We start from the raw sequence: 18,089 nt of genomic DNA on the forward strand, positions 1-18,089 counted from the left end.
GAAGCGCTTTATGCCATCCACTCCGATTGGAAATCGCAGGGCATCCTCGACGCCGGTGTAAATGGTCTGGACAGCATTTCGCCCGGATTGGCTGCACGATTCCGCTCGACTGCGCCAGAAGACATCCTCAGCGAGATTGAAGCGCTCTCCCAATCGTTCGAGATGAATATCGTCGCTGCCGCGACAGCCCTGACCCGCGCCGAATTCGTCGCCGAGCAGACGGCTTATGCGCTGCGCCTGCGCACTGCGGTGCTCGCCGACCAGACCGCCCCGGTGAACCTGGCCGTGCTCGCTGCAGATCCGGCGACGTGGGTCAACGGCTGGCTCGCCGCACTCGAAACCGGCGGCATGCTGCGCCCCGATAACCAGGCGCCACCGATCACGACCAACCCGCAAGTGGTCAGTCTCAATGCCACCCTCGCCGCCGGCATCCTGCTTTCACGTGCGGGCGATACCTATCGTACCCAAACCGACCTGCTGGGCTTCTTCGCCAAGGTGCAGCAGTGGTACGGCGACACCGCCAAGTACAGCGGCGACAGGGGCGCAGCCACCGGCCCGATCGACCACACCGAGGTGCGCTACACGTCTGACGGTGATGAAGTTCTGGTGCCAGTGCCCTCGCTCGCGAACCCGGCCGATTACGATCGGCACACCGGACGCACCCTGCAGTTCGAGAACTTCCGGGTATTCGTGGGAGGCCAGGCGGAACTTGAATACCTGCGCGCGCAGGGCCTGCTTGACGAAAAGTTCAACCCGGTACCGGGAAAGCCGCTCAACCTCACCCAATACCTGCAGCTGATGGCGCAGCGTAGTGGTCTGGACGACGCCGTGATTGCCGTGCAGGGTCCGCAAGGCCGCGCAACCGCAATTGACGGCAGCATCTATGTCCCGTCGGCGACACCGTTGCCCTACTCCTTTGCGTTTTCCAATCCGACCTCGCAAGGAGTGGGCGAGATCCGGATCGTCAGCCAGCTGGACGCCAACCTGGATCCGCGTTCGCTGCGGCTGGGCGACCTGAAGCTCGGCGACATCAATCTCCATGTGCCCGCCGATCGCGCCAATTTCCAGGCCGACTTCGATTTCACCGGCACCAAGGGTTATGTGCTGCGTGTCAGCGCCGGCATCGATATCGAGTCGCGCATTGCCACCTGGTTGATCCAGGCGATCGATCCCTCCACCGGCGAGGTCATGACCGACCTCACCCGCGCCTTGCTCGTGCCGACCAACGGTGCCTCGGTCGGCGGCTTCGTGAGCTATACGGTCTCCGTTGGCGGCAGCGTGGTCACCGGGACGAAGATCGGCGCGAGTGCGCGGATCCTGTTCGACCAGACGCCGCCGATCGACAGCGGCACGCTCAACGTCACGCTCGACGCCGGCGTACCCAGGACCTCGGTCACGGTCACCAGCCTCGGCAACAATGCCGCGGGCGCACCGACCTACACCGTGAAGTGGGACGCGCAGGACGATGCCAGCGGCATTCGCTTCGTCACCGTGTATGTCGCGACCGACGGCGGTGATTTCCGCATCTGGCAGCGTCAGGTCGCAGCCGACCGCACCAGTGCCGTGTTCACCGGTGAAGCCGGCCACACTTACGAGTTCCTTGCCGTGGCCACCGACCTGGCGGGCAACCGCGAGGCGGCCAGCACCACCAATGCCGTGCTGCCCGACGATGGCGGCAGACAGGGTGTGCTGGACGGCCTGGGCGTCACGCCCGGACTGGAACAGACACCCAGTACCCCGGCGGCGGCCCCCGATCGCAACTATCCCGAAAACACCCTTTTCCAGCAGGCTTCCCAGCTGCTGCCGGGTGTTGTCGCGAGTACGAGCCCGGGCGATTACACGAATATCCTGTCGCCGTTCGCTGCACGCGGCTTCGCGGACGGTTTCGCAGCCAGCGATGCCAATATCGGCGCGATGGCGATGGTCGAACTCGCCGAGCACAGCGTGTTGTTCAGCGCAGGTGCGCTGCGCAACGAAGTGTTCAAGGTGGGCAAGGACGGCGGCCGTTCGGTGACCCCGCTGTTCGTGCTCGATGGCCCCGTGCTCGACATGGCCGTCGATGCGTTCGGCCAGCTGTGGGTGATGACCGGTAACGAACTGCTGCAGGTCGATGCGACCAGCGGCGTGATCCTGCGCCGCCTGCAGGGACCGAGCGGCCAGCCGCTCACCCATGCATTGGCGATTGCGGCCAACGGCGACATCTACGTGTCGTCCGGCGGCGGCATCGAAGTCTTCCATCCGAACCAAACCGACGCCACCAAGGCTTGGCAGCACTTCAGCAACACCCGCGTCGGCGATCTCGCCTTCGGTCCCGACGGGCGCCTGTGGGCGGTCCGCTGGACCGGCAGCCAGATTACTGCCGCCGATCCGAACGGCAGCACCGAGATCGTCAGCTTCCCGATGTCGGGCAGCACCGCCGGCCGCGCGGAACTCGAGTACCGCCTGACCGGCACCGTCTCGTCCATCGCGTTCGGCGCCGCAGGTACCCCGCTCGCCGGCCTGTTGTTCACCTCCGGCCAGCTCGCACAGCACGTCACCGTGGCCGGTGTCACCGACACCACGCGCGGCTCGACCACCTGGATGATCGAACTCGATTCCCGCCGCGTGCTCCAGCTTGCCGGCGGCGGCACCCAGGCCCAGGCGATCGTCGCCACTAGCGACGGCCGCCTGCTCGTGGCACAGACCAACCACATCGACGAGATCGCCCCGGCGCGCGCGCCGAAGGCACTCGCGACCAGCGTGCCGGATGGGGCGCTGGTGCCGGTGCCGCTGGGCGAGATTGCGGTGGTGTTTGACCAGTCGATGTCGCTCGCCCTGGACAAGGATGGTTCCGTCCTCGATCCCACCTACTTCGAGCTGAAGGACGGTCAGCCGGGAGCGACGGCACTGCATCCCACGAGCGTGCGCTGGGATGCCGCCAGCCATACCGCATATCTGCGATACGACGCGCTGCCCGCCGGCTACTACCTGATGACGATATCCGGCCAGCTGCGTTCGGCGACCGGACTCGCGATCGAGCAGAACTTCACCTCCGCGTTCACAGCACTGCTCGATATGAGCAACAGCGTGTCCATCGCGTTCAGTAACACGCGTTCCGATCACGTCACCGGCGCCATCAGCTATGACGTCAACCTCACCAACGTCGGCCTGGACGACATCCACGGCCCGCTGATGTTGTTGCTCGACCCGGGCGTCTACTTCAACGGTGCCATTCCCGGCAGCAGCGCCGGCCAGGGTTCGCAGTCCGACCTGTGGGTGCTCGACCTCACTGCCGCACTGCAAGCACTCGGTGGAAAGCTCGCCATTGGCGCGACACTGGCCAACCAGACGATCAGCGTGCTGCCGCCATCTTCGGCCAGCGCCTTCGGTGGCCTGGCTGGCCTGGCCCGCTTCGCGATCGGTCATGGCGTCTACGCCGTACCGATGGCGAATGTCCCGCCCGTCATCGTCAACACGCCGGCACTGGAAGCAGACAGCTTCGTCACCCCTGCCGTCATCGGTCAGCCGTGGACCGCCTCGATCGAGGCCACCGATGACGACGGTGCCGCGTTCTTCTGGGAACTCGTCAGTGCACCGCCGGGCTTCACCATTGCCTCCGGCCCGGGTTTCACCCGCGATCCCGACGGACGCTATCGCGGTGCGGCCACCCTCGCCTGGACACCTGGCCCGAATGCTGATGCCGATACCGTCATCATCATCCGCGTGCAGGACGGTCGCGGTGGCGCCTCGCTGCAAGAGCTCCACCTCCCCGTCGTCAACGGCAATCAAGCGCCGGTACTGGCCGTGGCCCAACAGGTCAGCGTGGCCGAAGGCGCGCTGCTGACTCTGCCCATCGTCGGTGCCGACGCAGATGGCGACACCCTCACTTACAGCATCGGGAACGTACCGCCAGGCGCGCAGTTCGACGCCCGGACCGGCATTCTCTCCTGGCGCCCGGGTTACCGGCAGGCAGGCGTGTATGCCGATATCACCGTCACGGTATCCGATGGAAAATCCATCGTCAGGCAGGCCTTCACCATCACCGTCACGCAGGCCCAGCCCGACCCGGTGTTGTTGCCCGTCGCGGCGCAGACCGTTCGCGAAGGCGATACCTTCGCGCTGCAGCTTGCCGGATCACTGCCAGGCGGTACCCAGATCGACGACGGTACGGTCGTGCGCTTGTCCTACAGCGCCGCATCCTTGCCGGGTGGCATGACGATCAACCCGGAGACCGGTTGGCTCGCCTGGACGCCCGGCTTCGACCAGCACGGCGACTACAGCGTGCGCGTGCGCCTGACCGCAACCTTCGCCGCCACCGACGGCACGACAGTGGCGCGTTACGTCGAGCGCGACGTCGTACTGCATGTCCTCAATGCCAACGGTGCGCCACGTTTCGACGCCAACATCGAGTCGCCGTGGAACATCGTCGAAGGGCAGCCGCTGCGGATCAGTGTCTTTGCCTTCGATCCGGACAACGCACAGTTCGCCCCGGCCGTGCGCCTGGGCGCGTCGGCACCAGCGACCAGTCACGACGGCTTCATCGTGCCGCCGAGCGTCACCTATCAGGTCCTGGGACTTCCGGCTGGCGCGACGTTCGATCCGCAGACGCTCGAACTGGTGTGGACGCCCGGCTACAGCCAGGCGGGTACCTATTACGTCACGGTGATCGCCACTGACGACGGCGATGGCCTGGGAACGCCGGCGACCAGCCGGGTCACCATCCCGATCGTGGTCGCGGACACGAACCGCGCCCCGGTGATCGGAGCGATCGCCAATGTGTTCGTCGACAAGGGGGCAGTACTCGAGATACCCGTCGATATCCAGGATGTCGACGGCAATGCGATCGCCTACACCCTGTCCGGATTACCGCGGTTCGCGACCTTCCTGCCCGATGCTTCGGCGCCGGTCGGGCACGTGCGCGGCGTCATCCGCGTTGCGCCGGGTGCCAACGACCGTGGCGACTACACGATCACGATCGTCGCTCGCGACGATGGCAACGGCGACCCCGCACGGGTCCTCACACAGGCGGTCAGCTTCGTCGTCACCGCGCGCAGCCAGACCGAAGCACCGGTCATCGACGTGCCCGGCACTGTCGTGGCCGTCGTCGGACAGACCATCTCCCTGCCCATCGTCGCCAGTGACCTGGACCAGGATGCCCTGACCCTCACGGTCGACGGGCGCCCCGTGGACGCCGTCGTCACCGCGTCTCCCACCTACGGTCACTGGATCTTGACCTGGACGCCGACTGCGGACGACATCGGCGCGCACGACATCACCCTGACCGTGACAGACCGCGGGCTCCCTCCGCAGGATGCCGGCCACACGAACCCCGCATCGCCGCTCCCCAACGTCACCGTGCGTACGCTGAAGATCGTCGTGCGCGCCGCCAACAGCGCGCCCGAGCTGCTCGCCGTGCAGATCAACGGACAAACGGTGCCGACCACCGGCGACGTGTCCGCGCCCGTCCAGTTCGGTGCGAATGAAGGAACGCCGCTGCTCGTCGACCTGTTCGCGCGTGACGTCGATGCCGATGCGATTCGTTGGACCGTCGCCGGTCTTCCCGATGGCATGACCCTGAACGTCCCCACGGACGGAACGCGGGCGACGCTTCAGTGGACTCCTGGCCAGTTCGCTGCGCAGTCCGGCAACATTCCGGGCGGCGCTCCGGGCCAGTACCGCTTCACCGTGACAGGCAGCGACGGCAGCGCGCAGTTCGCGCGTACCTTCGTCGTGACCGTCGCCAACGTAAATCAGGCGCCCGTGATCCTTCCAATGCCGTTGCAGTTGGCGAACGAAGGTTCGACGTTGACCTTCACGCTGCGGACCGCCGATGCCGACGGCGACCCGACCCGCATCGCCTTCATCCAGGACGACCAGACCCCCGCGGGCGTCATGTTCGACCCGACGACGGGCCAGTTCGAATGGACGCCCGCTGCCGGCACCGTGGACAACGCGGTGCAAGGTTCGCGTGACTTCACGTTCCGCTTCGTCGTTACCGATGGCGGACTGAGTACCACCCGCACCGTCAACGTGCGCGTCTTCGACACCAACCGCGTGCCCGAGCTCTCGGTCGCGAGCCATGCGCTGGTCGTCGGTCAGGAGTGGAAGGTACCCGTCGCGCTGGGTGGACCGGCGCCGGGGGGCATCGCAGTCTCCGACGCTGACGGCGCCGTGCAGACGGCCGCCCTCGTCGTCTCGTTCCAGGGCCTTCCCGAAGGTGCCAGCTACGATGCGGTAACCCAGCGGTTGTCCTGGACGCCTGGTTCCGGACAGATCGGCGATTTCGTCGTCACCGCCCAGGTCTCCGATGGGTTCTCGACGGCATGGAAGTCGTTCACGCTGCGCGTCGCCGCCGACGCCGCCTCGAATGCACCGTCGATTCTGGTCGACGCGGTACCGGGAACGCCTCTGCTGCCCGGCCAGGTCGTGCAGGTGTCCGTGCGCGCGTCGAGCTTTGCACCGGTGACCGGCATGACTGTGCAGGTGCGCGGGATTGGAACCGATCCGGACACCTGGCAAACCGTCGTGCTCGATAGGAGCGGAAGGGTCCGCTTGACCGCATCGCGCCCCGGCCTTATCGACGTGCGCGTCGTGGCCACCGATGCCGATGGCTTCACCGCCACACGACAAACCGCTTTGCGGGTCCGCGATCCGCAAGATACGGCAGCACCGGAGCTCGCGTGGGCCGCCGGTCTCGCCGGTACTTCCGCCAATGGAAGCCCGGTCGTTGCTGGCGCTGCGTTGCCAGTGCTCGCCGCGATCGGCGATCTCCAGCTGGCCGGCTATCGCCTACAGGCCGCCAGCATTGACGGCGGCGCGTGGCAGACGCTCGCCGCAGTGGAGACCGGATCGCAAGCCGTGGATGGCACGCTGCCGATCTACACGCTCGATCCGGCCACCTGGAACAACGGCATCTACCGGTTGCGCCTGACCGCGTGGGATCTGGTTGGCCGGACCAGCGAGATCGAATCGCGCGTCACCATCGATTCCACCGCCAAGACCTTTGATAGCGGCGCGCAGGACGCCACATACCAACTTGGTGGACACGCCTTTAGCGTTGTACGGACCACTGCCGGCCCCAACGGCGGCGACTTTGGGAACCAGGGCCTGCAAGGCATCGATACGGGCCTGCGTTCAGATCAGCCTGACGTCACGTCGACGGGCGCCATGTATGCATGGACCGAAGGCTCCGTGTTCTGGTTGCGCATGCCTGCCTCGCTCGGCGGCAACGCTGCCGTCGCCAATCTCAGGTTCACCCTGCAGACCACCGCGCACCCCATGGCCGGCACGGCGAACGCACCGATGGTGTACCGCGCCGGATTCGCGGCAGACCAGGGCTGGACGCTCGCAGTGTCGTTCGACGAACCGCTCTCGCGCCAAGGGTCCCATCTCTACAGCCAGATCGGCGGCCTGCCTTGGCGTCCCTCGGGTTATGTGCTGACCGCGCCGGACGGTACACGCTACGGGCTGGATGCTGCGGGCAAGGTACAGACCGTGAGCTTTACCGATGGTGTTCAATGGCTGGTCTCGGACAGTGGCATCGCGGTCGTCGGTGGCACGCAACGCCTGGAATTCATGCGTGACGCCTCCGGCCGGATCGTCCGGATCGTCGGTCCGCAGGCGAATCCTGCGACCGTTACCACCACGGTCTACGGTTACGACAAGGCTGGGCGGGTCGTCCTCGCGCGCTCGCTCGATACCGATCAACCCGCGAAGGCCTACGGCTACGGCAGCGACGGCAAGCCATATACCGATGTCCTCGCAGCACATCTCGGTGCGTCCACGCAGTGGAACAACCCGGGCAACGCATGGACGGGCGTCCTCTCCGCAGATACGACTGCGGTCGGTTTCATCGTGCGCGACAGCGAGCTGGCTTCCAGCGTAAAGGTCGCCGGCGCAGCCGGCGCCCTGACCGTGGCGGTACGCGTCACGCTCGCAGATGCCAACAGCGGCGTGGACGTGGTCGGTGGGACGATCGTCGGCCGTACCCTGCACGACGGCGTGCTGACCCTGCTCGTTCGCATCGACGCCGCCGGCCTCAAACTCGTCCGTTTGCACGGCGCGGGACAAGCGAGCGTACGTGTCGCCATGCCCGGCGACCTCGATGGCAACGGGTCGATCGACGGTAACGATGCAAGCGCGTATGCCGCCGCAGCGATCAGCCAGGCCCGCGTGGCCGACCTCACCGGCGACGGCGTCATCGATCAGTCCGACCGTCAGATTCTCTACGCCAACTATGGCTGGAAGGCCAATGCAGCGCCGCAGGTCCATGCCGATCTCCCGGCGACGCTCACCCATGCCGGCCTCGGTGTCGCGATCGGCCTCGACGGCGTGGCGACGGATCTCGAGGGGGATGCCATTTTCTGGCGGATCCTCGGCGCCGAGCACGGCACTGCCGTGTTGGGTGCCGATGGACGCTCCGTGATCTTCCGGCCCGACGCCGGCTACACGGGGCCGGCGTCCATCCTGCTCAGCGCCGACGACGGGTATTCGACATCGTCGTCGATCCGTCTGCCTGTCACGGTCAGCGCCGCACGCATGACCGGCATCCACCTGGTCGCACCGGGTAGCACGTTGCCGGGCCAGAGCGTGCCGCTGCGTGCCACGGTCGACTTCGAAGACCAGACAGGCGTCGACGTCAGTGCCGATCCGGGCTTCCTGGCGATGTATCTGGCGACACTGCAACCCGGTGCTTCCGGTAACCTGCCCGCGCGCCTGGACGATGCGCAGGACCTGCTCGTCACGCTGGGCAAGGGCCCTGTCTTGATTGTGGCCAGTCACACCGCATCCGACGGCTTCATCGTTCGCGACGTCCGGGTCGTCAACATCATCGACCCCACAACCGCCACGCCGGCGGTCATGCCGGAGGTGTATCCCGGTTCGTTCACGCTCGCCAAGGGAGGCACCCGCCAGCTAAAGGTGCACGCCGACGATCCGATCACCGAGGCATCGGTGGATATCCACGCGCAGGCCATCTACCTGTCCAGCAACGACGCGATCGCCACCGTCGATGCCAATGGCCTGGTCACCGCGCATGCGAATGGCCATGCGACGATCTTCGTCGTCTACGTGTACACATCGCGCCTTTCCGATGGCACGTTGCTCCAGCAGACGATCGGCATGGCCCAAACCGTTATCTCGGTCGAACTGGCCCAGCTGCAGTCGACGCCGCAAGCCATCGAGGTTTCCGCCGAAACGGGCGCCGTCGTGATGGCGCCCACGGGCGAAACCGTCATGATTCCCCCCCAAGCGCTGAGTGCGGACACCACGGTTTCCATCCAGCGCATCACGCTGGGCGATCCGTCGTGGCCCGGTACGGCGCAGGTCCCGGCACAGGGAGTCCTGGAGCCGCTGGCCGCCTTCAAGCTAGACCTGGGCAAGGACGGCACGGCGTATCCGCTGCAGTTGGCCATTCCCGTCCAGCAGACCGCCAATCCAGGCGACGAAGTGCTGTTCCTGCGCAAGGGCCAGGTGCCCAACGCAGACGGCACGTTCACCGACACCTGGTGGATCGTCGACAACGGTTTCGTCGGCGCCGATGGCATCGCGCGGACTGCAAGCCCGCCGTTCGACGGCGTGAGCTTCTCCGGCGAGTACTACGTCATGCGCGGGATGCCCGGCGTCATCTCCGGCAAGTACGAAGTAGGCGTGGCAGCGGCCACCTGGCTCACGTTCGGCGGAACTGGCCTCTCGATTGCCGGTGGCCTGCTGGGCGCGTCCTTCCAGTCGGATCTGATCGACGCGATCGCACAGGCCGCGACCAGCCTGTTCGTCGGTGCGTACCACTTCGGCATTCCGCAGTCAGCGGACGTGGAGGTCCCGCAGGTCGGTCCCGACCAGATCGGTAAAATCAGCACAGGCAAAATTCTTCCGTCGGTGCAGATCCCCGGAAATACGATTCCGTTGCCGAACATCACCGGGCTGGCCGCTGTACCAGGCTTCAACCAGGTCACGCTGACCCTCGACAACGCGCAGGCTGCACCCTACACGAGCACGCTCGTGCTGCGGGCAATCTTTCCCGATGGCTCGCGTGTCGACATCAAGACCTTCCCTGGTACGACAACCGGCAGCGTGACCGTCCAGGTTCCGGCGGATATGGCCGTCGGCGTGATCCGCTGGCAGTTCTTCCGCGTCTATGCGGCAAACACGCTCAATCCGTCGGGCGTGGCCGTCAGTGGGGCCACCCGCGAATTCGCGGGCAATGTGTTCAAGATCACTCCGAAACCGAACATCGTGGCAGTCCTGAGCCGGACCGGCGTCGACTTCCTTCGTGAGAACAAGGTCGTCGGGCAAGTGAATCTCCTGGAGCGACTTGGCGACGCAACGTTCAACGATTACCTGAGCGGAACCAAGGTCCAGCCGATCGCATTCTCCGACGACTTCACCCGTGCCTATGTCGGTGGCAATGGCGTGATCTACGTCATCGACACCATCACCTTCCGCATCTTCCAGACCATCCCCGTGACGGGTGGGAAGAACATCACCAGCCTGGTCGCGGCAGGTGGCAAGCTGCTGGTTGGCGAAGGCGCGACGTCCGGTGTGGGGGCGGGCAACTACCAGTTGCGCGTCGTGGATATCGATCCGACGAGCAAGACCTTCAGGCAGGTCATCTCGGTACAGGGCACCGGTATCGAGGCCTCGGTCTATGGCGTCGCCGCCATGGAGATAGGCCCCGATGGCCATACCCTGATCGTGGCAGTACCAAAGAACGCGAACAGCACCCAACTGGGCGACAAGACCAAGCGCGGCGATGTCCTCATCTTCGACCTGACCACGCTGGTCATGGCGACCGGGCGCATCGCCCCCGCCATCGTCGCGGCGCTGGACGGCGACGGCATCAGCGGCAAGTCGCCCCAGCGCATCGTGGCCACCACGGACGCCGACCACTATCTGGTGACCAATGTCGCGGACTACAGCCGCGGCTTGTCCACTCTCGTCCTCAGCCGCGACAGCAGTGGAAACGTGACCTCGGCCACGCTGACCGCAATCGACCTTTCTCAACCGCTCAACGCGATCATCTCCGACCGCTTGGACATCCAGCGCGCGCAGAGCGTCGTCATGGTGGTACGCGACGGTGTGGAATACGCCATCGTTTCGGACGACCACTACAACTTCAACGACCCGTACTACAGGGCGATGTTTGAGGCGCCCGACTTCCTCTACCCGCCGTACGGCCCACCGGTCGCCTACGGTGGCAGTGCCAGCGCCAAGAAGGTGTCGGTCGGCGGAAAGCTGGGCATCATCCGCGATCCGTTCGGCAAGCAGGGCACAGCGCAGTACCTCGGTGCCACGCTGCCGCTGGACGGCTACGGCATCATCAACCTCAGCCTGACCGCAGACGGCACGGTGCTGGTCGGCCAGTTGAAGGGCGGCTTCGGCACTGTGGATCCCTCACGGCAGAACCCCAACCTGGTGCACAGCTGGAGTATCAATGCCCTGCTCGACGCCACCCTGGCGATGTCGGACAAGGAGCGCCAGTCGCACCACATCGCGATCGACGAACCCGGCGAGCAGAACATCCCGGTCAAGGCAAGCCCGCCTGCGGGAACCGAGATCAGCACCGGTGCTGAAACGGAGACAAAAACCAGCTTCATTACCGGCAGCGGCCTGACGAACAATGGCACTGCCGTCAATGCGATGTCGCTGACAATCCCGGGTGCGTCGCATGCCCTCACCTACGTGACAATCGAGGTCGACGCGACCATCGCCAAGTTCCTCAAGGCCGGCAGCGGCAGCGAGCCGCTGACCTCGCACACGCTGGTCATCGCCGCCGGCGGCAGCGCCACCTTGTCGGCGGATGCAAAAACGATTCTGGAGATGTATCCCGGTAACACGCTGTCGACGAAGACGGCGGACGAACTGTATGGCGGGCAGATCACCGTCACCACCATGGTCAACGGCCAGAAAAAGATCGTGGTGTACCAGATCGTTCGCTGGGTGAATCTGACCGATGCGGTGGCAGTCCTGAAAATGGTCGACCCGAACAACGTGGCGTTCCAGGCGCCCGGTGCTTCCGGCACCGGAGGTGCGCTGTACAAGGAAAAGCTCGACTACGCCGGCGTCCAGTTCCAGAACACCCTGGCAGACGGCGTTGGCGGGGAGGTGCGCACCAAGGAAGTGCAGGTCATCCTGCCGCCCTCCATGCAGCTGAGCATCTCCGACAACAATGAGAACAGCGAATTCGGTTTCGGCCCGAGCACGGCGGTGACGGCAGGCACGGCGTCATGGACCTTCGACCCAGATTCGAATGGCACCTTCACATCCGGCGCATCCTCATACTCGTTCGATCATCTCGCCATCCGCAATGCGGACGGCACCACAATCGGGTCGTTGAACGTGCGCGGCAAGAAGACCAAGCAAGTCGTGGCAAACCTGAACTTCACCGGCTTCAAGGCAGAGATGGTTCGCATCTTCACGACGCAGGGCTTGTTTTTTCAGAACCCCGTTGGCGGCAGCTGGTACTACCACGTCGGGGCGGCGGCGCAAGCCAAGCCCAATTGGGGCTCTGCCTACCTGGCCGGCTCTCTCCCGGTCAGTGCTGAGTTCATGAAGATATTTGGAAAGTTCATCACCAGCCCGTACACGGTTCCGGCACCGGGCGCAACGCTGACGAGGCTGCAGATGGACTTCGACAACGCCGTCGACAAGGCCTTCGACGACATGACGAAAAGCATGAACGCGATTTACACGTCAATGGGCAAAGGCATTACGTTCATCCGCGACGCACCACCGGGCACCACGACGTGGACCGAAGGTCCATCTATCAACTGGGCAGATGTGGGGATCGGCACTGCCGGCTATGTCCTGCCGACGTCCGGGCGCTTCGATACCAAGCGTGGTTACGGTGGCACGCCGGGGTGGCTCGATTCCGTCCTGCAAACCGGAACACAGGGTACACCCGCAATCCCCGAGATGGCCAAGGAATGGGCGCTCACCGACGCGGTCAACCAGACTGTCGCCGAGATCGCGAATGTCTCCATTGGTCGCGCGTTCGACTGGGTCGGCGGCACATCGTTCGGCTCTTACACAGCGTCCACCGTCGCCCACGAATTCGGTCACACCTTCGGCCTCGGCGAGGGGTACTTAAATATCCCAGGAGTCATTTATAAACCGAATGCCATGACCCAACCGAACCTGATGAACGGAGGCGATCAGAAGTACACTCGTCTTGGTTTCACCAGCGAACAGCAGGGGATCCTCCAGTCTGCTGTCGGGGTCCAGCCGAGCGCCACCACTTCGACCGGACTGACACCACTGGCGGCGGTGATCGCCTTCTACAAGCGGTATTACAACCTGTCCGATTCGCAGACCGCCCTTCCCAGCATTCCGACGACATACGTCGCCCCAGTCGGTCCACCCTCCACCCAATCTATATCAATTCCCGCACGGTTCGCATCTGCGCCACAGGCGACGGTGCTGACCGCCCAGGAAGCGTCACCCGCAACTCCAGTCGCACTAACGACCGAATGGACCGCACGCGGCGATGTCGAGATCGCCAGTGGTCGCCTGGTCGTGCGCGAAGCCGCCGTTGGCCAGTCGCGGGTCGGCAAGGTGTTCATCGTGGGAGCGACCGACCGCTTCCTGCGCTTCACGATCGATGCGGCATCGCTGCAGGCCGGCAGCGGCATCCCGCAAGATGCTTTCGAAGCATTGCTGCTGGACGCGGCAACCGGTCAATCGGTGGCCGGGGCGATCGCACTGTCGCGGACGGATGCACTGCTCAACCTGCAGGGCGACGGCCAGGCGTTCCTTGCCCAGGGCGTCACGTTCAAGACCAATGCGGACGGCAGCCGCACCTACCTGATCGACATCAGTGGTCTGGCCGCCGGGACGGCCGTCGCGCTCTCGTTCGACATCCTGGGCTTCGGCGCGCTCGGCAGCGAGGTTGCCATCAGCGACATCGCGCTTATGGCCGATCCGCATGCGGTGGACGATGCGTTGACCACCAACGAGGACGCCGTGGCGCGCTTCGACGTGCTCGGTAATGACACCAGCACGGCAGGCAGCCGTGTCGTGGTGGTCACGCCGCCCACGCACGGGACCCTGACGGTGCGCGACGACGGCAGCTTCGACTACACGCCGGACGCGCTCTGGTGGGGCCAGGACGCGTTTACCTACCTGCTCGACAACGGCAAGGTGCAGTCGAATGTGGCAACCGTGTCGATCGACGTGCGCAAGGTCAATCATGTGCCCAGCGCCGGCGATGCCAGTGTGTCGCTGCAGGAAGACGGCTCCGTCGCGATCGACCTGTCACGCCATGCCACAGACCTGGACGGCGATACGCTCGAGTACCGCATCGTCGACGGGCCCCTGCATGGCAGCGTGGTTCGCCAGCCGGACGGAACCTTCCTCTACTCGGCCAACCCTGGCTTCCACGGCGAGGACAGCTTCACCTTTGTTGCCAACGACGGCCAGGCGGACTCGTCGCTCGGCACAGTCAGATTGCAGGTGCAGCACGTCAATCACGCACCGGTCGCCCAAGACGCCACACTGCCTTCGCTAGAGGAACAAGCCCTCGATGGAAACGTTATGGCCTGGGTCACCGACAGCGACGGCGACGCCCTGACGGTCGAACTGGTGAATGGCCCCGCCCACGGCAATCTGGTTCTGAACCCGGACGGCAGCTTCCACTATGTGCCGGATGCGCTGTTCCGCGGCCAGGACGTCTTCACCTACCGGGTCAGCGACGGCCAGGCAGGCTCCGCAATCGCAACGATTACCATCGTCATGGCACCGGTCAATCACCTGCCCACCGCCGACGATGTCGCACTGCGGGTCCAGGGCGACGGTGCCGTTGCGTTCGACCCACTTGCTCATGCGGCCGATGTCGACGGCGACACACTGGGCGTGATCGTCATCGATGGTCCTTCGCATGGAACGCTCACGCGCGAGGCGGACGGCTCGTACACGTATCGTCCCAAGACCTACTTCGCGGGCGATGATCGCCTGACCTTCGTCGTGGACGACGGAACCGGGCGCTCGCAGCTGGCAACGGTGACCTTCACCGTGCTGCCGCTGAACCATGTGGCCAGCGCGGTGAACGATGTCGCCACCACCGACCAGGGTGTGCCCGTGGTCATCGCGGTCCTGTCCAACGACAGCGACATCGACAACACTACGGGGCTCAACGCGAACACGCCGAAGGCGCCCAGTGCGGGGCTCACCGCGCGCATCGCAGTGCCGCCCGCCCATGGAACGCTTGTCGTCAATACGGATGGCACCCTGACCTATACGCCCGACGACGGATTCTTCGGGACCGATACGTTCGCCTATGTCGCCAACGACGGTGAACTCGACTCGGCCATTGCGTCTGTCAGCATCACCGTACGCCAGACCAACCATGCACCGATCGCCGCGAACGATGCCTACACCACCGTGCAGGGCCAGCCGCTGGTCTTCGTGCCGACATCGAACGACACCGATGCGGACGGCGATCGCCTGCGCACGATCATCGTTAACGGACCGGTGCATGGAAAACTCGTCTGGGGCAGCGACGGCTCGTTGACCTATACGGCCGACGCCGACTTCGTGGGCATCGACACCCTCACCTACCAGGCCAGCGACGGCAAATCGCTGTCCAACGTGGCGACGGTGCGCCTGACGGTGTCGGCGGCCAACCAGGTCCCGGTCGCAGTCAACGACAGCGTGCGCGTGCACAACAACCAGACGGCACGGATCGATTTGCTCGCCAACGACCGCGATGCGGACGGCGATGCGCTCAAGGCCAGCATCGTTTCCGCGCCGAAGCACGGAACGCTGACGCGGAACGCGGATGGCACATTCAGCTACTCCGCTGACTGCCTGTTTACCGGCACCGACACGTTCACCTATGTGGTCAACGATGGGAAGGCCAATTCCAACACCGCGACGGTCACGGTCACGGTGCTGGGCCCGAACCTGCCGCCGCTTGCGTTCGACGATGTGGTGGACCTCAAGGAGAACGGTTCGGTACGGATCGATCCAACCGCCAACGACTGGGATATCAATGGTGACGACCTGCAGGCCGTGCTGGTCTGCGGCCCGAGCCACGGTAGCCTGTCGCTCAATCCGGACGGGACCTATACGTATACACCGGACGCCAACTGGTACGGCCTGGACGGCTTTACCTATCAGGCGTTTGACGGTCAGTACCGCTCGAACCCGGCAATGGTCTGGATTCGCGTGGCGCCTGTAAACCAGGCGCCGGTTGCAGCTGCGGATGCCTTCACCGTACGTGCTGGCGTGGCAACGCGCCTGGACGTGCTCGTCAACGACAGCGATGTCGACGGCGACGGCCTGACCGCGAAGCTCGCCACCTCGCCCAAGAACGGCACGCTGACCCGCAACCGCGACGGCAGCTTCAGCTATACCGCGAAGTCCGGCTTTGCCGGGACCGATACGTTCACGTACGTGGCAACCGATGGCGCACTCGACTCCAGGCCGGTCACCGTCAGCATCACGGTACTGGCGCCGAACCGTGCGCCAGTGGCCAAGGACGACAAGGCCACCACCATGATCGGTGCCGCCGTGCGCATCGATGTGCTCGGCAACGACACCGATGCCGACGGCGACCGCCTCGCCACCCTGCTCGTCTGCGCACCGTCCCATGGCAAGTTGTCGCTCAATGCCGATGGCAGCTACACCTACACGCCCGACAAGGGCTGGTACGGCACCGACAGCTTCAGCTACCGGGCGACCGATGGCGATGCGCAGTCGGGCGTAGCCATGGTGAACATCACGGTGCAGAAGGTGAACCGCGCACCCACCGCCCAGAGCGCCTCGTTCCAGGTACAGAAGGACGGCAGCGTGCGGATCGACTTCGACTGCCTGGTCGACGACCCGGACGGTGATGCGCTGACGCTGAGCCTCACCAATCCGTCGAAGGGTTCACTGACGCGCAACCGCGATGGCAGCTATACGTATCGGCCGAAGAGCGGCTTCATCGGTACCGACACGTTCACCTACTCGGTCAGCGACGGCAAGATGACTGCCAGTGCGAGCATCACCCTGGTGGTGTCGAAGAGCCCGCCCCGCGACAATGCGATGACTATTGTTGTCGGTGCGTCGGCCTCTGTCGGAAGCGTCCAGGGCGGTGGCTACATCGTCGTCAACCTCGGGGCGTCTAGCCAGCCCGTGATCGACTGGACGGCCACGGCTGGAACGTACCCAACGGGACTGGGGAACACTGGATGGGCCGCGCTACTGGGCGGCACGGTGTCGGGGATCGATCTGCTGGTTGCGCAGACAGGTCTGGTGGTGCGGCGCGACTGAGCGATGGCCGCCGCCCCCGACGGGCGGCGGCCATTGAAATCGTTATAGGGGGCAAGATGTCCCAAGAACCGGAGACCGCAACATGCAAGCCCGTCGATTGATCCTGATCGCCACCATGACCCTGGGATTATTGATGAACCACTCATCCGCCGCGCAAAGTCGTCCTTCCGTTACCAAAGTGCCTGATGCCGGCACGTCGCAGCAGATCCCCGAAGGTCGGCCCATTCCTCAACAGTGGCCTCATATCGGCATGTCGATGCGGGCGCTGGAACGCGCTTACATCGAATCCTATGAGCAGTCTGGATTCCGCCTGGCAAACCGCCACAGGCGGTCGTATCCCAACGGCATTTGGAATATCGAGCTCGTGTTCCAGCTGAAGAGTGCGCCGAAGGGACCTGACGCGCCTGGCACTACGCTCAGTATCTTGATCAGTCGGCCGGACGCATGTGGCTGCTCCGTTACGAGAGAAAGTTTCATAGGGGCCGATGCCTATAGTCCGGATCCGACATTAGTCGCACGGGGAGCGCGTGCGCTCATCAAAGCCGATACGGCCGCTTTGGCAAAGGTCCGGCAACGGTTGGGAATGAGCTTGCCTGCTATCGATATGCCCAAACCCTGATATTACTGCCTCCGAGACACGCGCTATCCCTCCGCAGCAATAGTGGATACCCGTGACGACGGCTTAGCCGACTCAGGCCGCCTGGGACATTTCACGCATACGTCTCCAGCGTTATGGGCTGCAGTCTGATGGCCCCTTGCAAACCCCTTGCGCGTTGCCGGCGCCTGTCGAGTCTGGGTGCTTCGGCCCTGTCGGAAGCGTCCGGGGCGGTGCCTACATCGTCGTCAATCTGGGCACGTCC

Annotated in this window: 2 protein-coding genes (1 of these 2 only partly in view); both read left to right on the forward strand. The window is 64.8% G+C overall.

Going from position 1 to position 18,089, the window contains the following annotated elements; translation table 11 throughout:
- On the forward strand, positions 1–17,229 hold the end of the coding sequence (locus tag AC1PLU_RS11215) for an Ig-like domain-containing protein (RefSeq protein WP_481106258.1). It extends 18,666 nt beyond the left edge of the window; only the last 17,229 of its 35,895 coding nucleotides appear in the window; the start codon falls outside the window, past its left edge; it ends in the stop codon at positions 17,227–17,229.
- Between the two features lie 82 nt (positions 17,230–17,311).
- Positions 17,312–17,848 (forward strand): hypothetical protein, encoded by a 537-nt coding sequence (locus AC1PLU_RS11220; RefSeq protein ID WP_481093239.1) that lies wholly within the window; start codon positions 17,312–17,314, stop codon positions 17,846–17,848.
- Positions 17,849–18,089 lie beyond the last annotated feature (241 nt).

Source organism: Xanthomonas sp. NCPPB 2933 (assembly GCF_056725225.1).

Coding starts and splice junctions, on each gene's coding strand:
- AC1PLU_RS11220 (WP_481093239.1), top strand. CDS start 17,312: ATGCAAGCCCGTCGATTGATCCTGATCGCCACCATGACCCTGGGATTA.